A 19,336-nucleotide genomic window follows, 5' to 3' on the forward strand; every position below is an offset into this window, starting at 1 on the left:
TGCCTCCTAATGAAGCAAGCAGAATGCTTGCATATTCAGTTGCGTGGGAAACTATAGTTTCTTGATGCAGTTTTCATAAATTCGTTTAAACAGTATGGTGGTTAAAACCAGAGACATGATTTCAGCCAGAGGGAATGCAAACCAGATTGCATTAAGACCGAAGACGTTCGCGAAAATATATGCAATTGGCAAAATACAAACAAGCTGCCTGGCGACAGACACGATCAGGCTATAGATGCCGTTCCCAAGAGCCTGAAAAACAGAACCGATAATGATGCTGTAGCCGGCAAAGAGGAACCCTAAGCTGATGATGCGAAGAGCAGGAACCCCGATAGAAATCATGTGCTCTGAGGCATCGAACAGGAGCAAAAGCTGCTTTGGAAACACCTGGAAAATGATAACTCCCAGGAACATGATGGAGACAGATCCTATGACGCTGGAGCGTATGGTTTTCATGATACGGTCCTTGTTTTTTGCCCCCCAGTTATAGGCGACAATGGGTACCATACCATTATTGAGTCCGAATACGGGCATAAAGATGAAGCTTTGCAGCTTAAAGAAAATGCCGAATACGGATACTGCGGTTTCGGAGAACATAAGAAGGATCTTGTTCACACCAAAGGTCATGACAGAACCGATGGACTGCATGATAATGGAGGGAAGTCCTACCTTATAAATATCAATGATCGTTTCTTTATGCGGGCGAAAACCACGCATGTTCAAATTTACATCAGGATTCCTGGTTAAATTAAAATACAGCAGGAGCATCATGGCAATGATCTGGCCGATGATGGTTGCAATAGCGGCTCCGGCAATGCCAAGGCGTGGAAATCCAAAGAGCCCGAAAATGAGAATTGGATCCAGAATGATATTGATAATGGCTCCCAGTCCCTGGGTGATCATATTATAGATGGTGCGTCCGGTGGACTGCATGATCCGTTCAAAAGCAATTTGCAGATAAACGCCAAAGGAAAAGATGGTGCAGATGGAAAGATAAATGGTTCCCTGGTTAATGATCTCCTCATTGCCTGTCTGTACTGTAAAATAAAACCGGGAAAAGAAAATTCCAAACAGGGCGGAGACAAGATAGCTGAGAATAAAAATAAATATTCCATTGACTGCGGCCAGATTTGCCTTTTCCGGATTCTTTTCCCCCAGGGAGCGGGAAAGGAGAGCATTGACTCCCACACCGGTTCCTACGGCGATGGCGATGATTAAATTTTGTATGGGAAATGCAAGGGAAACTGCGGTAAGAGCTGTTTCACTGATCTGTGCGACGAAAATACTGTCGACTACGTTATAAAGTGCCTGTATCAACATGGAAATAACCATGGGAAGTGACATGGTCAGTAAAAGTTTGTTTACTGGCATGGTTCCCATCTTATTTTCTTCAGGTCTTATAGCATCCAATGTTTCAGACATAAAAAAAGGCCCTCCTGATTCTTTAGTAAGCGTGTTCATAATTGTAACTGCTTCAACAGGAAAAGTCAATATTGTATGATTTATTAGGTTCTATTTCCCAATGCTGGGGATAATTTGTGAAAAATAAATATTGCAGGTTAAAATGGATTATGATATTATTAGTGAAATTCATTGTAGTGAAGTGATGAACTGTTATAAAACAGGCCTGTACAGGGAATCATGAATCAACAGGAGTTTAAAGGCATTCGGTGAGCCAAGCGAACCGAACTTCCGTTATATTGAAAAAGGCAGAGAAGGAGACTCTGGCCTATGGACCTCAACAGGAAGAGGGCGTCACCGACTGAGAGCGCCGTCATGTGGGACTTGGCTAAGGGAACACTCCGGAGCCGATATGCCGAAGCGGCGGTCAATTCTTAAAGTGATTGATTGTGACATGAGTAGGCTTATCCGTACACATGCGTTAAATGTTTGAGTGGGGGCATTTGCTTATCTGGCTGTCATATCTGCGGCCGGAGGAAGAAGCAGCTGTCTCAATGCGGGTGGTACCGCGGGAACTTATAGCCATATAAATCCCGTCCCGGAATATGTAACTGTATTCCGGGGCGGGATATTTTTATGCTTAGCACTGCTAAACGATAAATATCATTACCGGAATCAAAACAATTACATTCAGGTAAGGAGAATGCAGATATGGAATTTATCAGTGGTGTTAAAGAAAAGGAGACGGTCCCTGTGGACCGCATTAAATCCGGCGGTTATGAAGGCCGGACCGTAAAAATGGAAGGAAGCGTCCATACCATAAGGGATATGGGAGAGGTTGCTTTCGTGATCCTTCGGAAAGCAGAAGGACTGGTACAGTGCGTGTACGAGGAAGGGAAAACGGATTTTGACTTAAGCCTTTTAAAAGAAGAGTCAGCGGTCAGGGTCACTGGAATCGTAACGAAGGAAGAGAGGGCTCCCCATGGGTTTGAGATCCGTCTTTTGAAGATTGACTTATTGTCCCAGCCGTCAGAGGCCCTTCCTGTGGCAATCAGCAAGTGGAAATTAAACACTTCCCTGGAGACAAAGCTTACGCTGCGCCCCATTACCCTTCGCAATCCCATGGAGAGGGCAAAGTTCCGTCTTCAGGAAGGAATTGTAAGAGGCTTTCGGGACTTCCTTCACAGCCAGGGTTTTACGGAGATCCGTACACCAAAGATCGTAGCCCGCGGAGCAGAAGGCGGCTCCAACGTATTTAAACTGGATTACTTTAATAAAAAAGCAGAACTGGGCCAAAGCCCCCAGTTTTATAAGCAGACCATGGTAGGCGTATACGACCGGGTATTTGAGGTCGCTCCCGTCTTCCGTGCGGAAAAGCATAATACAACAAGACATTTAAATGAATATACCAGCATGGACTTTGAAATGGGATACATTGAAAGCTATGAGGAGATCATGGAAATGGAGACAGCTATGCTCCAATATACCTTTGGACTTCTTTGCGAGGAATATGAAGCAGAGCTTAACATGCTTAAGGTCACACTTCCCGATGTAACCAATATCCCTACGGTCCGTTTTGCAGAAGCAAAGGAGCTGGTTGCCGGGAAATATAACCGTAAAATCAGAAACCCTTATGACCTGGAACCGGAGGAGGAGGTGCTTATCGGCCGGTACTTTAAGGAAGAGTATGGCAGCGATTTCGTATTTGTTACCCATTATCCATCAAAGAAGCGTCCTTTCTATGCCATGGACGATCCGGCAGACCCTAAGTTTACCTTAAGCTTTGATTTATTGTTCAAGGGACTGGAAGTGACTACCGGAGGCCAGAGAATCCATGATTATGCAGCGATCCTCAGGAAAATGGAGGCCAGAGGCATGAATCCGGAGGATATTTCTTCCTATTTAATGATATTCCAATATGGTATGCCGCCTCACGGAGGCCTTGGAATCGGCCTGGAACGCCTTACCATGCGTCTTCTTGACGAAGGGAATATAAGGGAAACCACCCTATTTCCAAGAGATGTAACGAGACTGGAGCCATAATGAAGGGAATCACCCTGCGGGTATCTTTTATGCCTGGTAAAACGGGCGGCCCTGCCCAGAATATGTGGACTGGAAATATGAATGGAGGAAGAAAAAGATGGCACACATGATCGATGATGCTACAATCGAATACGTTGGAATCCTGGCACAGCTTGAACTTGACCAGACGGAAAGGGAAGCGGCAAAGAATGATATGGGCCGTATGCTGGATTATATTGATAAAATAAACGAACTGAATACCGATGGCGTGGAACCCATGTCCCATGTATTCCCGGTACACAACGTTTTCCGTGAGGATGTGGTGGAAAACGGTGACGACAGAGAGAACATCTTAAAAAATGCTCCGGAAAGTAAGGATGGAGCTTTTAAGGTGCCAAAAACAGTGGAATAGGGGGAATCTGGTATGACAGCGAAAGAAATATTATCCCTCACGGCGGTACAGCTTGGGAAAAAAATTAAAGACGGAGAGGTTACTTCCGTAGAAGCAGTAAAAGCGGTCCTGGGTCAGATAAAGGCCATGGAGCCGGTGCTTAACAGCTTTGTGACAATAGAGGGAGAAAGTGCACTGAAACAGGCAGAGGAGGTGCAGAAGCAGATTGCAGCCGGTGAACTGACTGGTCCTCTGGCAGGTGTACCGGTAGCGGTAAAGGATAACATCTGCATCGATGGAATGAAGACCACCTGCAGCTCCAAAATCCTTTGGGACTTTGTTCCTGCCTACACGGCAACAGCAGTGGAGAATTTAAAAAAGGCCGGAGCAGTGATTCTTGGAAAAACCAATATGGATGAGTTTGCCATGGGAAGCACTACGGAAACTTCGGCATACGGAGTTACAAGAAACCCATGGAACCCGGACCACGTTCCCGGCGGTTCCTCCGGCGGTTCCTGTGCGGCAGTAGCGGCGGCGGAATGCTTTTATGCCTTGGGTTCGGATACAGGAGGTTCCATTAGACAGCCGGCCTCCTTCTGCGGAGTTACCGGATTAAAGCCTACTTACGGAACCATTTCCAGGTACGGGCTGATTGCCTATGGGTCTTCCTTAGACCAGATCGGCCCCGTTGCAAAGGACGTGACGGACTGCGCCGCGGTTCTTGAGGTTCTGGCTTCCCATGATGAGAAGGACAGCACATCCGTGGAACGGAAAGACTGTGACTTTACTGAGGCTTTAAGAGATGATGTGAAGGGAATGCGGATCGGCATACCGGCGGATTATCTGGGGGAAGGACTTGATCCGGAAGTGAAGGAGGCGGTATTAAAAGCCGCCAGGGTTCTGGAGGAAAAGGGAGCCATCCTGGAGACCTTTGATCTGGGTATGGTGGAATATGCGATTCCGGCATACTATGTGATCGCTTCCGCAGAGGCCAGCTCCAACTTGTCCAGGTTTGACGGTGTCAAATACGGCTATCGTGCAAGAGAATACGACGGACTACACGGAATGTATAAAAAGAGCCGTTCCCAGGGCTTTGGCCCGGAGGTAAAACGACGCATCATGCTTGGTTCCTTTGTATTAAGCTCCGGTTATTATGACGCCTATTATCTGAAGGCTTTAAAGACAAAGGCTTTGATCAAGAAAGCATTTGACGAGGCATTTTCAAAATACGATGTAATTCTGGGGCCCGCTTCCCCGTCCACAGCACCAAAGCTTGGAGAGAGCTTAAGCGATCCCTTAAAGATGTATCTGGGGGATATCTATACCATATCCGTAAACCTTGCCGGACTTCCAGGTCTTACGGTTCCCTGTGGCAAGGATTCTAAAGGATTACCAATTGGAGTTCAGTTTATTGGGGATTGTTTTAAGGAGAAGAACATCATCCGGGCAGGCTTTGCTTTTGAGCAGAGCAGAAACTATGAGATGCCACCTATGGCGGAAGATGCTATTTTAAAACAAGCGGGAAAGGAGGAGAGGTAAATGAGCAAACAGTATGAGACAGTTATAGGACTGGAAGTCCATGTGGAACTTGCCACAAACACGAAAATCTTCTGCGCCTGCTCTACGGAATTCGGTGGTGCGCCCAATACCCACACCTGCCCGGTCTGCACTGGTATGCCAGGTTCCCTTCCTGTCCTTAATAAACAGGTGGTGGAATATGCCCTTGCAGTAGGTCTAGCGGTAAACTGTCAGATCAACCAGTACTGCAAGTTTGACCGGAAGAATTACTTCTATCCTGATAATCCGCAGAACTATCAGATATCCCAGCTTTATCTCCCCATCTGCCACGATGGCTGCGTGGAGATTGACACACCGGCAGGAAAGAAAAAAATCGGGATCCATGAGATCCATATGGAAGAGGATGCGGGAAAGCTTATCCATGACGAATGGGAGGATTGTTCGCTTGTGGACTTTAACCGGAGCGGGGTCCCTCTCATTGAAATCGTTTCAGAACCTGATATGAGAAGCGGGGATGAGGTAATCGCCTATCTGGAAAAGCTGAGGCTCATCATTCAGTATCTGGGAGCCTCCGACTGTAAGCTTCAGGAAGGCTCCATGAGAGCTGATGTGAATTTATCAGTCCGTGAAGCCGGTTCCTCCGAATTTGGAACCAGAACGGAGATGAAAAATTTAAATTCCTTTAAGGCCATTGCCCGTGCCATTGAAGGAGAGCGGAAACGCCAGATTGAATTGCTTGAAGAAGGGAAGCCGGTGGTTCAGGAAACAAGGCGGTGGGATGATAATAAGGAATTCTCCTATGCCATGCGATCCAAAGAGGATGCCAGGGATTACCGTTATTTCCCGGACCCGGATCTGCCTCCGGTGGTCATAAGTGATGAATGGATCAGGAGCATAAGGGCCAGACAGCCGGAGCTGCGGACGGAGAAGATGGCCCGCTATCAGGAGGAATTTAAGCTTTCTGGATATGATGCAGATATCATCACCGGATCTAAGCATATGGCGGATATTTTTGAAGCGGTCACAGCAATCTGCAGTAAGCCGAAAGAAGCTGCAAACTGGCTGATGGTAGAAGCCATGCGGCTTTTAAAAGAGCATGACATGGATCCTGAAAAAATGACATTTTCCGCGGAAAACCTTGCAAAATTAATTCTTTTAGTAGATAATGGTACCATTAACCGTACCGTGGGCAAGGAAGTCTTTGAAAAGATCTTCGCAGAAAACATTGATCCGGAACAGTATGTGGAAGAAAAAGGATTAAGGGTTGTAAATGACGAAGAGGAGCTGCACAGGGTAATTGAGGGAATCGTTTCCGCAAATCCACAGTCTGTGGAGGATTATCATAGTGGGAAAGAGAAAGCTTTTGGGTTTTTGGTAGGCCAGACCATGCGGTCTATGAAGGGAAAAGCCGATCCGGGAGCGGTCAACAGGATTCTTAAGGAACTATTAGGTTAAAGGAGTCTATATGAGGAGGAAAAAGAAATCTATGAAGCCATATGTTGAGATGACAAAGGAAGAGTTACAGGAACTGAGAAAACAGCTTCACGTGCAGTATAAGGAGTTTCAGGGCAAGGACTTAAGGCTTGATATGTCCAGAGGAAAGCCCAGCACGGAACAGCTGGATATATCCATGGGAATGATGGATGTACTGAGCAGCAACGACGATTTAACCTGTGATGACGGTACCGACTGCCGTAACTATGGGGTGCTTGACGGAATCAAGGAGGCAAAGGAGCTTCTTGCCGATATGATGGAGGTTGCGCCTGACCATATCATTATTTACGGCAATTCCAGCTTAAATGTCATGTATGATACGGTTTCACGCTCCATGACTCACGGCGTTATGGGAAGCACTCCCTGGAGTAAGCTGGATAAAGTGAAATTCTTATGCCCTGTTCCTGGGTATGACAGACATTTCTCCATAACCGAGTATTTTGGGATCGAGATGGTGAATGTTCCCATGACCCCAACCGGTCCGGATATGGATATGGTGGAAGAGCTGGTGGCAAACGATGATTCCATTAAAGGGATCTGGTGCGTTCCAAAGTATTCCAATCCTCAGGGGATTTCCTATTCCGATGATACGGTACGCCGTTTTGCCCGGTTAAAACCGGCTGCCAAAGACTTCCGCATCTACTGGGACAATGCGTATACCATTCATCATTTATATGACAGGGACCAGGATCATCTCATTGAAATTCTTGCAGAGTGCAAGAGAGCCGGTAATCCGGATATGGTATATAAATTCGCTTCCACCTCAAAGGTCAGCTTCCCGGGTTCCGGTATCGCAACCATCGCGGCCAGCCAGAACAACCTGGTTGACATAATGAAGCAGTTAAAGATCCAGACCATCGGCCATGATAAGGTAAATCAGCTGCGCCATGTACGCTTCTTTGGAGATATTCACGGGATGGTAGAGCATATGAGAAAGCATGCAGACATCATGAGGCCGAAATTCGAAGCAGTGAACCAGATCCTGGAAAGAGAGCTTGGCGGACTTGGAATCGGAGAATGGACCAGTCCCAAAGGCGGCTATTTCATTTCCTTTGATTCCCTTGACGGATGTGCAAAAGCCATTGTAGCAAGGTGTAAGAAATCCGGTCTCGTCATGACCGGGGCAGGAGCCACTTACCCATATGGAAAGGATCCAAGGGATAACAATATCCGCATTGCGCCTTCTTATCCACCCTTATCTGATCTGATCCTGGCGATGGAATTATTTGCTCTTTGTGTGAAAATCGTCAGCATTGACAAGATTTTAAAGGAATCATAAAATAAAAAGCGCCGGAAAATGACAGCAGTTTCATCATTTTGCGGCGCTTCCTTTTGGTTTATCTGGATTAGGCTCCTCTTTTTTTGGTAAAGCCCATCAGGTCCATTTGCATGGTAAATATATCCCTTGCCTTTAGGTTTTGCAAGGCTCCTTCCATAAAAAAGGTTTCACCTGCCTTTTCTGTCTTATCCCGTCTTACATCCCAACCCCATATAATGGTGGGGACGCCGTCTCCTGTATGGTCTCTTGCTTCACAGGGGGTGGAATGGTCTGCTGTGAAAGCGATGTAACATTGTTCTCCGCTAATGTGATCCATGATATAGCCTGCCATGCCGTCAATCTCTTCTATGATCCGGACCTTTTCCAAAGGCTGGTTGTCATGACCAGCCAGATCGGTGCCCTTTATATGGACGATGACCCAGTCGTAGCCTTCCTTTAAAGAATCCACAGCCTTGCGGGCTTTTCCCATGATGTCTGTGTTAAATCCACCGGTAAAGGATTCCTGTACGTAATAATCGAAACCAACCAGCCGGGCGATCCCTCCTACGGTGATATCGCCTGCAATGCAGAGGGCACGGATGCCCAGCTGCCGGGCCGTACTCGGTATGGTGCTTAGCTTTCCCGGTCCCCTGGTTATGATTACGTTGGCCGGCAGCAGTCCGTTCCTGACCCGTTCCTGGTTGACAGGATGTTTTTTTAGGATCTCCATAGCATTCAGGGTAAATTCCCAAAGGTTTTCAGCAGTTTTTACAGCCTCTTTACAGGCAGGATCCTCTGGGCAGGGGATCACCAGCTTTGCACCTTCGTTGGCAGTGCCGACATCTGTGGGTACAATAGCCGCAGACAGTTCCTTCCCACGAAGCAACACTGCGACCCTGTGCTGGGTCAGCTCCTTTACGAGAACTGTTGTGCCGTCTTTAAGCTTCATACCGGATAAGGCTTCGGCAAGTTCCCGGGTTCCAGCCTGAATCCGTCCGGCTCTTCGGTCGATCACCGTATATTCCTCGTCAATGGTTCCGAAATTCCCGCGAAAGGCAACATCCCCTTCCCTTATTTCGATTCCTCCGCTTAAAGCTTCCAGAGGGCCCCTGCCGGGGTAGTACTTATTGGAATCGCAGCCAAAGATCTCCATATGGCCCACATCGGTGCCAACGGGTATCCCTGGGGCGATGGGGTAGACGTTCCCTGTGCAGCCTTCTCTTGACAGGCGGTCCAGGTTTGGCGTGTTTGCATATTCTAACGGGGTTAAACCGCCCAGCGCCTTTATCGGCCGGTCTCCCAGGCCATCAGAAATAATCAGTATTCCCTGTCTTTTCCTCATATGATCACCCATCCTCTTTTCGATTTATTCATTGACCGGCTTTTTTAGCAGGTCTAAATTGCGGTACATGAATCCGGCTGACAGCAGGATAATGATGATCCATAGGAAAACAGAGGAACCGCTTTTCTTGTCGAACACGTTAATAGCAAGCTTTGATTCTTTTCCCGGGGAAACCTTTCCGAAATCAAATCCTCCGAACGTATATTCGTCTTCGCTGGTGATGGTGAAAGGCTTTTTGTCGGAATAATCCACGATATTAAGAAGCTCTTTTCCCTTTGGAACGGCAATTTTCATCTGGTAAGAACCGATGGATATTGGGGTGGTATTTTTGGCCTTAAATGAGAGTTCCTTTGCATTGCCGGGATAGGTATCGCCTAAATCCGCAGCCTCTCCTTCATAAAATCCTTCCCCCCGTAAAACCACCTGAAAAGAAACCTCCTTTTCTTTTTCAGCAAACACCGCCAGATAATAGGACTGATCGCCATCTGTTTTTTCAGTTACTTCTTCTGCTGTCAGATTACCGGAGATGGTTTTTATGGACTCTATGGCAGCATCTTTCCAAATGGGAAAGATGACTTCCCCGGATTCATTGGTTTTGGCATTTATGGTCTGGGTAATGATTCCATCTTGGCCATCAGGCGTTATCCGGTCTTCCATGGATACAACTTTACCGGCATCGCCTGCATAAGAGGTCTGTACTGCCGCCAATGAGACAAACAGGCAGAGGTATGAGATATATGATAATTTTTTAATTTTATTCATATGATTTATTTCCTTTCTCTTATACTAGTCCGATGAATCGGAACCAGGTCAGGGAGGCGATGATCATTAAGCCCCATTTGGCAAGCAGAACCAGTGTGCCGTAAAGCATTTGTTCAAGGACATTGAAAAAACCGGTATTGTAATAGATTAGGTTGACTTTGCTGTGAGGCGGCAAAGTTATGGTATCGGAAATGCAAAATGCAGCCGGAAGGGCCAGGGCAACAGGATTAATCCCGGTTGCATTGGCGATGCCGATGATTGTGGGAATAAGAATAATGGTCCGCACTGTCTTGGAGGTGAAGATAAAGTGGCTGAAGCTGGCAATCAGCATGATGACAGCAAATATTACAGTAAAGCTCATATTCTCAATGCCTAAGTGGGCGAACAGAGCGTTAAGCCCCCATGCGGCTACTCCGGTTTCATCCAAAGCCACTCCTGCGGCATAAGCCCCGCAGGCGAAAATCAGAAGATTCCAGGAAATTTTGGCCTCTTTCCATTTCAGTATGCCGAGATAGGGCATGAAGAATAATGCTGCTGATAAAATAGCTACCATTACAAGGCTGAGCTGAAATCCGAATAATTGAATCTGCCTGGTATCAATGGCCCATAAGGCAATGGTGATACCAAAGATGATCAATGCTTTCTTTTCTACCAGACTCATTTTACCAAGATTTTTACGTTCCTCTTCAAGAAGGCTTAAGTTTATTTTTGCATTGGAAGCAGGTATTTTAAATAATAATTTTCCTATGAAAAATGAAGCCAGCAATGTGAGTATGGTGACCGGGGCGGATGCAATAAACCAGTAGGTCCATGAAATGTTCTGTCCGGTTAAATCCTTAATAAAGCCGATGGCCATGATCTGGGCGCTGGTTGCGGTTACGATGGCCCCTGTGGATAAGTTATTGGACTGAATTCCCTGTAAGGCCAGAAGTTTTCCCAGGTTATTCTTCGGGTCGTTCATAGTAGTTCCGAATGCTTCGATTACCAGCAGGACAATGGGAAACATCATTGCCGCCCGGGCCGTGGTGGAGGGAACGACAAAAGCAATCAGGAAGTTGGTTGCCATCAGTAGAAGCAGAATGCTGTTAGCGCTTTTTCCGAACCTGGTTATGAGATTTAGGGCAAGTCGTTTTGCAAGACCGCTTTTTTCCATGCCTGAGGCAATGATAAAGGCTGCAAAGGTCAGCCAGATAACCTCATAGCCCAACACGCCCATGGCTTTTTCTTCTTCCCAGATGCCAAGTAGGGGAAGGGCCACAATGACAAGAAGGGAGACCGTATAATTCGGAATGCTTTCCGTGACCCATAAAATAAGGGCAGTTAAGAATACCCCCAGAGCCATCTTTCCTGCATAAGAAAGTCCTACAGGGACCGGGGTGGAATAGAATAGGCCGAATACGATCAGTGCGGCCGGAAGCCCGAAAAATTGCATTTTAAGTTCAAAAGGGCTTTTGACTTTTTTTACTTTGATTTCTGGTGCTGACAATGTTGCTTTTGCTTCATTCATGGCAGCATCTCCTTTCTTACAATATCTTTTGTAGCCTAAGTGTAAAATTTTTGTAGAGAAAAGTACAACAATAGATTTTTATATTTATTTCATTCTTAGGGGAGGAAACCATGACTTTATAAAATTATCTTATAGGGTTGGAAAAAATGTTTATTAAGAATAGAATATTTGACATGATTTTGTGAATTTGCTATAATCTCCATAAATATATTTTATGCAAAAGACTTTAAGGAGAATGATCATGAATCTGGAAACCTTGGAAACCTTTTTAAAAGTCGCCGGAAACCATAGTTTTACCCAGACTGCTTCAGAGATGTTCTGCTCCCAGGCGGCTGTTTCCATACGCATGAAAAGCCTGGAAAAACATTTTGAGACTATATTATTTGAACGTGATAATAACAGGATAAGATTGACAAAGGAAGGGAAGCTGCTTCTGCCTTATGTGGAGACGGTCTTAGAAACCATGAGAGGAGCGGAAAAGGAGATATACGCCTCCCAGAATCTTAAAAACAAGGAAATACGCTTCGCATGCTCCGGTACGCCCGGAACTTATATCTTTCCTCCGATCATTCATGCTTTTTCCGCCAAATATCCGTCTGTGACCGTGGTAAACCACGTAGAGTACACTCAGAATGTTTTTGAGGATATTGAAGCTAAGGTTTTTCCTCTGGGTTTTGTGAGCCAGCCTTTCCCACCGCAAAGAGAGTCACTGATGTATGAGGAGCTGATGGACGATCCGCTGGTCTTTTTTGCATCCGTAGAAAACCCATTAAGCCGGAAAGATGAGGTTACGCTGGAAGATCTGGTAGGAGAAACCCTCATGACCACCAATCACCGCTCATCCATTGTGAAATATTTAGAGTCAGCTGGAAGCCTGAACTTCCCGAAGAGGAACATCCAGGCCATCGGCAACATCGAAGCGGTAAAAAAATGTGTGGTGGATAATCAGGGAATCGGCATATTATCGGTCCTTGCTATTGAGACAGAACGTAAATACGGAGTAATAAAAGAGTTAAAGCTTAAGGATCCCATAAATCTCACCAGAAAGATATATGCGCTGTATCATAAGGATCAGCCTTTATCTCTTCCTGATGAAGTGTTTCTTGATTTTGTGAAGAATTATATTTGACGCTCCATAGAGGGATAAAATCCCCCATGGAGCGCCTTCTATTCGAACAGCACCAGGTTGATAAATGCCTGGAATGCTTCTGTCTGAAATTTGTCTTTATGAAACACCACATGATTCATACAGCTGATATCTAAGTTTTTCACTTCTATTTCAATAACTTCCCCTCTTTTTATAGACTCATCGGCAAAAATCCTGGGAACAATGCCGATTCCGATATTCTCCTTTACCGCCTGCAGGATCACATCCGAGTTGGTGCTTACCCAGTGTGGCTCGGCCGATAAATTGTTTAATGCCAGGGCACAGTCAAAGGTATCCCGGATGGTACATCCCTGTTCTCTCAAAAGCAGGGGCTCTTCAATAAGCCGGTCTAGCGCAACAGGCTGTGCAAGGCGTTCTGCAAAAGGATGGCCGGGAGCGCAGATAACTGCGATAGGATAGGAAGAAAAAGGAATTTTCTCCAACTGTTCATCCGCTATGACACCCTCGATCAGGCCGATATCCAATTCGTTTTTTAAAAGCTTATTTGTGACTTCAAGAGAATTGTTAACGGTGACCTTTAGCTGTGTATCAGGGTTTGTCAGGGTAAATCGGGATACCACTTTGGGAAGTAAGTAGCTGGCAAGGGTTACACAGGAACCGATCCGTAAAGGAGCCTGCAGATGCAGGGCACCGGAGTAGTTTTCCAGATCCTGATACAATTCCAGGAGAGGAATGACCTTAGACAAATAAAATTTTCCGTTTTCATTGATGACCACTCTTCGGGACACACGGTTAAACAGAGGAGAACCTACGGATTCTTCCAGTTCATTGATGGCGTGGGAGATGGCGGGCTGGGTCATGGACAGCGCTTTGGCCGCTCCGGTAATGCTGCCTTCTTCACACACCGTTTTAAAGATAGTAAGATGTCTTAAGTTCATATCAGGGATCCTTCCATTACCAAGATGTTATATAACAATCTTCATTATATCATTTTGATTATGGTATGAACAGAGATTTAGAAAAAAATGTCAAAAATTTTTAAAGCCTTACCATCATCAGATGAGCGGCCGCATAACTTCCATCCCGGTATTTAAAGCAGTACTCCCTGGTGCCGTAAATCACAAAACCGTACTTTTTATAAAGAGCCAGACCCCGTTCATTTTCACTTACCACCTCCAGCTCCAACTGCTCATAGCCCATTTCCCGAGCTCCCCTTATGATGGCTCCAAGGAGATGGGAACCGATCCCAAGCCCCCAGTATGGCTTGCATATGGAGATGCCAAAGGTGGCCCGGTGGGCATAACGATCAAATAATGCAATGGGGTTGATTCCGGCATTTGCAATAATCTTCCCGTTAACTACCGCGCAGATCATCAAATCCTTCTGGCTTTTAAGGAGGGAAGAAAGAAAATCCTGTTCATGGTGGAGAGAAATGTTGATCTCATCTGCATACCGGGACATATACCTGGTTTCCTCTGAAGTCTGGCTCATGAGTCTTAAGATAGCGGCTGCGTCACCAGGGCCGGGACTTTTTAAGAGGCATGGGGTCCCGTCTTTTAACAGGACTTCTTTTGGTTTGTATTCCATATTTGTATTACCTCCTGAAAGGAAAAAGAAAGCAGCTGATTTTGCGGCTTTCTTTTTCTGTCTTAGTTTATTTGGAACCAGGTATCTTTACAGCCGTTTTGCAATGGCCTTTATAAATTCCTCACTGTTTAATGCGGTTGGATTAGGAATGGAAGTAATGAGAGCCAGATCTTTTGTCATTTCGCCTGCTTCGATGGTATCGATGGTCGCCTGCTCCAGCTTATCTGCAAATGCGGCCAGTTCTGCATTTCCATCCAGTTCTCCCCGCTTTCTTAATGCCCCGGTCCATGCAAAGATGGTGGCAACGGAGTTTGTGGAGGTTTCCTCTCCCTTTAAGTGCTTGTAGTAATGGCGCTGTACGGTTCCATGGGCGGCCTCGTATTCATAGTCCCCATCAGGAGATACCAGGACAGAGGTCATCATGGCCAGAGATCCGAAAGCAGATGATATCATATCGCTCATTACATCACCGTCATAGTTTTTACAGGCCCATATATAGCCGCCTTCTGATTTCATGACACGGGCGACTGCATCATCGATCAGGGTGTAGAAATAGGTGATGCCGGCCTCTTTAAATTTGTCCTCGTAATCAGCCTCAAAGATGTCCTGGAAAATATCCTTGAAGGTATGGTCGTATTTCTTTGAAATGGTATCCTTGGTGGCAAACCATACATCCTGACGGGTGTCAAGAGCGTAATTAAAACAGCTTCTTGCAAAGCTTTCAATGGAATCGTTTAAGTTGTGCATTCCCTGTACGATTCCAGGACCTTTAAAAGAATGGACCAGCTCCCGTGTTTCGCTTCCATCCTCTGCGGTATAGACAAGTTCTACTTTACCGGTTCCGGGGATCCTCATTTCAGATCCTTTATAAACATCACCGTAAGCATGCCTTGCTATGGTAATAGGTTTTTTCCAGTTCATCACACATGGTTCGATTCCCCTGACAACAATGGGAGCACGGAATACGGTTCCGTCTAAGATTGCCCTGATGGTGCCGTTGGGGCTTTTCCACATCTCTTTTAAGCTATATTCCTTTACACGGTCTGCGTTGGGAGTGATGGTGGCACACTTGACGGCGACCTTATATTTTTTGGTGGCATTGGCGGAGTCAATGGTCACCTGGTCGTTTGTCTTGTCACGGTATTCCAGGCCCAGGTCGTAGTATTCTGTATTTAAATCAATATATGGCAGCAGAAGGTGGTCTTTGATCATCTGCCAGAGAATCCTGGTCATCTCATCGCCATCCATTTCGACGATAGGGGTTGTCATCTTAATCTTATCCATGTGTTTGTCCTCCTTAGAAATGTTCGTGTTATGCTATAGTATACGATGAATTATAAAATCACACAAGCTTTCTATGTAAACTTATCCAGCCATTTTTCAATATTATACACAGTTTTCGGCTCAATGAAATGTTCCACCTTTTCCACCTGCTCTAACTCATTGGAATTTTGATTGATGTAGCAGAAAAAACGGCGGAGGACTTCGTGGCGGAATAATAAATATTCTCCCAGCTCTAAGCCGTCCTCGGTCAGGGAAACGGTGCCGTATTTCTCAAAGCATACCAGTCCCTGCTTCCTTAAGTTTCCCACCATTTTTGATGCGGAGGAAGGTTTTACATGCAGGCATTCCGCCAGCTCCTTGATGCGGATAGGCTGGCCGCCACGATGGATCCTGCATATCATTTCCAGATAATCTTCCATGGAGGAGGTGATTTGCGTATGCTCCAAGAGGGAGTAACCCTTCAGGGTATAGAAATTATCGGTTTGGGCCATGGTTCGCTCCTTTCTTTTAACCTTTGAATATTACTTATACTTATTCTCATATGGGGAGATCTATGAGTGGGGAGGGTAAAAGGAGGGATGATTCGTTTAACGCTATCCTAATAGCATTTTGAGCAGGGAGTTCTGTCAAGGGCTTCTGCATCTGATTGTGTCATGTGGGCTGGGATTATCATATTGCGAACCTTAAGATGCTTTCTGATAAATTATCAGAAGTGATTTTATAAAAAAAAGTTTACATCAGAACCAAATCCGTGTATAATGAAATCTTACAATTGTAAGATTAGAGGAGAACTATTTTGCGCAATCATAAATTATGGAAAAAAGAGAATATTTCCGGACTTCCATTACTGGACCGGATTCCAAGGCTTGCAATCCTGGGTGTTTTTTTCGGATTTCTGTTTCTGGCGCTTATTTTACGGCTGTACCGTCTTCAGATCCTGGAGGGGGCAGCAAATCAGGAAGAGTTTATGAGTTCTATTATGAAGACTCAGAGACTTGCCGGAAGCCGGGGAAACATCTATGACAGGAATGGGAATTTACTGGCTTCTAACCGGCTTTCCTATGATATAACCCTGGAGGATTCCCAGAATTACAGATCCAACAAAGAGCGTCAGCGGTCCTTAAACGGAACTGCCTATCAGCTGATCTGCCTGGTTCAGGATGAGAACAAGCTGAATACAGTTTTGCCTATATCTGTGGACGAACAGGGAAACTATGGGTTTACGGAAGAAGGGTGGAAGCTTAGCCGTTTCAAAGCCGATTTTTATGGAAAAAGTACGGTAGATGAGCTTACGGAAGAACAAAAAAGCGTAACAGCAGAAGAACTCATGAAAAAATTATGCAGCAAGGAAAAGTTCCTGATTGAGGATACTTACACAGAGGAAGAACAGGATCAATACGATCTGCCTCATACCCTTACTGCTAAGGAGATATTGCAGATAGCAAACATCCGTTACGGCCTTTCCTTAAATTCATACCGCAAGTATCTTCCATATCTGGTCGCATCAGATGTGTCTGAGGAAGCAATGGTAGCGGTGTTGGAAATGAAACGCAGCCTTCCGGGGGCGGATATCCAGGAAGGCAGCATCCGTGTTTACGAAGGAGGAGAAAGTCTTTCTTCCATATTGGGATATACCGGGCCGATTTCTGCTGATGAACTGGAGGTGGGGAATGGGGAAGGTACTATTTACACGAACCAGTCCACGATTGGAAAAGGTGGAATTGAGAAATCTATGGAAAACCGGCTTCGGGGCCAGGATGGCATGGAACAGTTTTATACGGACGTCGTGGGAAACCGGAAATCGGACCCGGAAATTACCAGGGTACCCCAGACCGGAAATGATATTTACTTAACCATTGACAGGGATTTGCAGAATGCAGTTTATCAGATGCTGGAGCAGCAGATTGCAGGGATCCTCCTTGCCAATATGTCAGAGAGCAAAAGGGCAGACATGCCAAAAGCAGCCGATGCCTCCCAGATCCGGATCTCATCGGATGAAGTGTATTTTGCATTAATAAAGAATCATGTCATTGATACCGGACGGTTACAGGAAGCGGATGCAACGGATCTGGAGAAGGCTGTCTATGAAAGGTTTACGAATAAGAAAGAGCAGGTTTTAAGGGAGTTTTCTGATTCCTTTGATGTTTCAGACACCGGGTATGACTCTTTAAGCAGTGAGGTAAAAGGTTATTATGATTATCTTCTGGATGTAGTAAAGAAGAAAAAAATACTTTCGGAAAAGAGCGGGGATTGGGACCGAAAGGAAAAAAGCTTCCGACAGTATCTTTCTGACTGTATTGCAAATGGCTGGATTGATTTAGGTCAGGTGGAAGCCTCTGAAAAATATATGACACTTGAAAACAGCAGACGCCTGACGGAAGAAATGATCCTGGATATTTTAAAGAAAGATTCCGGATTTGAGTTACTGATATTTCAGACAATGTTAACAGAAGGTACTTTAACTGGGGAGGATGTGGAAAAACTCCTTTATGAACAGGGAATCCTATCAAAAGAGGATCCGGATTATCCCCTTCTTATCAATGGACAGCTGAATGCCTGGCAGTTTATACGGAAGAAAATATTAAATCTGGAGATCACCCCGGCTCAGCTGGCGTTAAACCCCTGTTCCGGATCGGCTGTAGTGGTTAACCCTAAGGACGGACAAGTGCTGGCCTGCGTAAGCTACCCGGGCTATGATAACAACCGGCTGGCAAATCAGATGGATACGGACTACTATCAGAAGCTTGCAGCAGATTTATCCCTTCCTCTGTTTAACCGGGCTACCAGCCAGCTGACGGCTCCGGGATCCACTTTTAAACCGGTAACGGTAATTGCAGGACTGAATGAAGGGGCCATCAGTACGGATACCAGTATCGTATGCACGGGCGTATTTGATAAGATAGAGCCTCCTCTGCGCTGCTGGAAACGGTCAGGACACGGTCCGATTCTCTCCAGTGCCGATGCCCTTAAAAATTCCTGTAATGTTTATCTGTCCGAAATCACATACCGGTTGGGTACGGTCGAGGAGGGGGTGTTTTCGGAAGAGAAAGGACTCAGTAAGCTTCAGGAATATGCCGGTTTGCTTGATCTGGATAAAAAAACAGGCATTGAAATTGGGGAAGCGGAACCTCATGTAACGGATCGGTTTGCCATACCTTCATCCATCGGACAGGGAACCCATAACTATACGACGACACAGATTGCGCGGTATACTTCTACACTGGCCAACCATGGGAACAGCTTTGATCTTTCCCTGATTTATAAAGTGACAGATTCAGATGGCAATACGATCCAGTCTTTTAAGCCTTTGCTTCAGTCCAATGTTTCAATTCCGGACTACATATGGAATGATGTGGCAAAGGGCATGAATGAACTGGTAAAAACCAATGCAACCTTAAAAGACTTGAAAGTGAATGCAGCAGGAAAGACCGGTACAGCAGAGGAATCCAAAAGCCGGCCAAACCATGGACTTTTCATAGGATATGCCCCGTTTGAGGACCCGCAGATAGCCGTAACTGTGCGGGTTGCCAACGGATACAGTTCCGGCAATGTGGTCGGGGTAGGAAAAGAGATATTCAATTATTACTTTCATCTGGAAGATCCCGCTGATATCCTTACCGGGACTGCTTCCGGCGTTTCCAATAATCTGCGGACGGATTAAC

Annotated in this window: 15 protein-coding genes; 7 read left to right on the plus strand and 8 right to left on the minus strand. The window is 45.7% G+C overall.

Annotation, left to right across the window (positions count from 1 at the left end):
• Positions 1-51: 51 nt before the first annotated feature.
• Positions 52-1,422: an MATE family efflux transporter gene (locus H171_RS00465; protein WP_100303392.1), complete on the minus strand. Its 1,371-nt coding sequence runs from the start codon at positions 1,420-1,422 to the stop codon at positions 52-54.
• 690 nt (positions 1,423-2,112) lie between these two features.
• On the opposite strand from H171_RS00465, the gene aspS reads away from it, so the two are divergent.
• From aspS to H171_RS00490, 5 genes are all read left to right on the plus strand, one after another.
• The gene (aspS, locus tag H171_RS00470; protein ID WP_100303393.1) at positions 2,113-3,444 is read left to right on the plus strand and encodes an aspartate--tRNA(Asn) ligase; all 1,332 of its coding nucleotides are present in this window, start codon (positions 2,113-2,115) and stop codon (positions 3,442-3,444) included.
• A 97-nt stretch (positions 3,445-3,541) separates the two neighbouring features.
• Complete coding sequence (gene gatC, locus H171_RS00475; protein WP_100303394.1) at positions 3,542-3,835, plus strand: Asp-tRNA(Asn)/Glu-tRNA(Gln) amidotransferase subunit GatC; 294 nt, start codon at positions 3,542-3,544, stop codon at positions 3,833-3,835.
• Between the two features lie 12 nt (positions 3,836-3,847).
• Complete coding sequence (gatA, locus tag H171_RS00480) at positions 3,848-5,353, plus strand: Asp-tRNA(Asn)/Glu-tRNA(Gln) amidotransferase subunit GatA (RefSeq protein ID WP_100303395.1); 1,506 nt, start codon at positions 3,848-3,850, stop codon at positions 5,351-5,353.
• Positions 5,354-6,787 (plus strand): Asp-tRNA(Asn)/Glu-tRNA(Gln) amidotransferase subunit GatB, encoded by a 1,434-nt coding sequence (gene gatB, locus H171_RS00485; protein WP_100303396.1) that lies wholly within the window; start codon positions 5,354-5,356, stop codon positions 6,785-6,787.
• A gap of 31 nt (positions 6,788-6,818) precedes the next feature.
• The gene (locus tag H171_RS00490; RefSeq protein ID WP_025234737.1) at positions 6,819-8,105 is read left to right on the plus strand and encodes an aminotransferase class I/II-fold pyridoxal phosphate-dependent enzyme; all 1,287 of its coding nucleotides are present in this window, start codon (positions 6,819-6,821) and stop codon (positions 8,103-8,105) included.
• 67 nt (positions 8,106-8,172) lie between these two features.
• Here the strand turns inward: H171_RS00490 and apgM are convergent, their stop codons facing one another.
• The 3 genes from apgM to H171_RS00505 are packed head-to-tail and all read right to left on the minus strand — an operon-like array spanning position 8,173 to position 11,695.
• Positions 8,173-9,426, minus strand: a complete 1,254-nt coding sequence (apgM, locus tag H171_RS00495) for a 2,3-bisphosphoglycerate-independent phosphoglycerate mutase (RefSeq protein WP_100303397.1) — start codon at positions 9,424-9,426, stop codon at positions 8,173-8,175.
• 24 nt (positions 9,427-9,450) lie between these two features.
• Positions 9,451-10,188 carry a hypothetical protein gene (locus H171_RS00500; RefSeq protein ID WP_100303398.1) on the minus strand — a complete coding sequence of 246 codons (738 nt, stop codon included), beginning with the start codon at positions 10,186-10,188 and terminating at the stop codon, positions 9,451-9,453.
• A 19-nt stretch (positions 10,189-10,207) separates the two neighbouring features.
• Complete coding sequence (locus H171_RS00505) at positions 10,208-11,695, minus strand: SLC13 family permease (protein WP_100303399.1); 1,488 nt, start codon at positions 11,693-11,695, stop codon at positions 10,208-10,210.
• Positions 11,696-11,936: 241 nt separating this feature from the next.
• Between H171_RS00505 and H171_RS00510 the strand changes: the two genes are divergently transcribed.
• Entirely contained in the window at positions 11,937-12,824 is an 888-nt protein-coding gene (locus H171_RS00510) for a LysR family transcriptional regulator (protein ID WP_166433578.1), read from the plus strand.
• A gap of 38 nt (positions 12,825-12,862) precedes the next feature.
• Here H171_RS00510 and H171_RS00515 read toward each other — a convergent pair whose 3' ends face one another.
• From H171_RS00515 to H171_RS00530, 4 genes are all read right to left on the minus strand, one after another.
• On the minus strand, positions 12,863-13,741 hold the full coding sequence (locus H171_RS00515) for a LysR family transcriptional regulator (protein ID WP_100303401.1): 879 nt from the start codon (positions 13,739-13,741) through the stop codon (positions 12,863-12,865).
• Between the two features lie 100 nt (positions 13,742-13,841).
• Positions 13,842-14,390: a GNAT family N-acetyltransferase gene (locus H171_RS00520; RefSeq protein ID WP_100303402.1), complete on the minus strand. Its 549-nt coding sequence runs from the start codon at positions 14,388-14,390 to the stop codon at positions 13,842-13,844.
• Between the two features lie 87 nt (positions 14,391-14,477).
• Complete coding sequence (locus H171_RS00525) at positions 14,478-15,674, minus strand: NADP-dependent isocitrate dehydrogenase (protein ID WP_100303403.1); 1,197 nt, start codon at positions 15,672-15,674, stop codon at positions 14,478-14,480.
• A gap of 71 nt (positions 15,675-15,745) precedes the next feature.
• Positions 15,746-16,165 (minus strand): metal-dependent transcriptional regulator, encoded by a 420-nt coding sequence (locus tag H171_RS00530; RefSeq protein WP_100303404.1) that lies wholly within the window; start codon positions 16,163-16,165, stop codon positions 15,746-15,748.
• A 305-nt stretch (positions 16,166-16,470) separates the two neighbouring features.
• Here H171_RS00530 and H171_RS00535 point away from each other — a divergent pair, with 305 nt between their 5' ends.
• Complete coding sequence (locus tag H171_RS00535) at positions 16,471-19,335, plus strand: penicillin-binding transpeptidase domain-containing protein (RefSeq protein WP_100303405.1); 2,865 nt, start codon at positions 16,471-16,473, stop codon at positions 19,333-19,335.
• Position 19,336: the final 1 nt, after the last annotated feature.

Origin of the sequence: [Clostridium] celerecrescens 18A (assembly GCF_002797975.1) — a bacterium.
Lineage (GTDB): Bacteria > Bacillota > Clostridia > Lachnospirales > Lachnospiraceae > Lacrimispora > Lacrimispora celerecrescens.

Bases quoted from the DNA above. Each gene is read 5' to 3' on its own strand.
- H171_RS00510 (WP_166433578.1), top strand. From the start codon at position 11,937: ATGAATCTGGAAACCTTGGAAACCTTTTTAAAAGTCGCCGGAAACCAT.
- H171_RS00505 (WP_100303399.1), bottom strand. From the start codon at position 11,695: ATGAATGAAGCAAAAGCAACATTGTCAGCACCAGAAATCAAAGTAAAA.
- H171_RS00465 (WP_100303392.1), bottom strand. From the start codon at position 1,422: ATGTCTGAAACATTGGATGCTATAAGACCTGAAGAAAATAAGATGGGA.
- gatB (WP_100303396.1), top strand. From the start codon at position 5,354: ATGAGCAAACAGTATGAGACAGTTATAGGACTGGAAGTCCATGTGGAA.
- H171_RS00520 (WP_100303402.1), bottom strand. From the start codon at position 14,390: ATGGAATACAAACCAAAAGAAGTCCTGTTAAAAGACGGGACCCCATGC.
- H171_RS00525 (WP_100303403.1), bottom strand. From the start codon at position 15,674: ATGGATAAGATTAAGATGACAACCCCTATCGTCGAAATGGATGGCGAT.
- gatA (WP_100303395.1), top strand. From the start codon at position 3,848: ATGACAGCGAAAGAAATATTATCCCTCACGGCGGTACAGCTTGGGAAA.
- H171_RS00490 (WP_025234737.1), top strand. From the start codon at position 6,819: ATGAAGCCATATGTTGAGATGACAAAGGAAGAGTTACAGGAACTGAGA.
- aspS (WP_100303393.1), top strand. From the start codon at position 2,113: ATGGAATTTATCAGTGGTGTTAAAGAAAAGGAGACGGTCCCTGTGGAC.
- H171_RS00500 (WP_100303398.1), bottom strand. From the start codon at position 10,188: ATGAATAAAATTAAAAAATTATCATATATCTCATACCTCTGCCTGTTT.
- gatC (WP_100303394.1), top strand. From the start codon at position 3,542: ATGGCACACATGATCGATGATGCTACAATCGAATACGTTGGAATCCTG.
- apgM (WP_100303397.1), bottom strand. From the start codon at position 9,426: ATGAGGAAAAGACAGGGAATACTGATTATTTCTGATGGCCTGGGAGAC.
- H171_RS00515 (WP_100303401.1), bottom strand. From the start codon at position 13,741: ATGAACTTAAGACATCTTACTATCTTTAAAACGGTGTGTGAAGAAGGC.
- H171_RS00530 (WP_100303404.1), bottom strand. From the start codon at position 16,165: ATGGCCCAAACCGATAATTTCTATACCCTGAAGGGTTACTCCCTCTTG.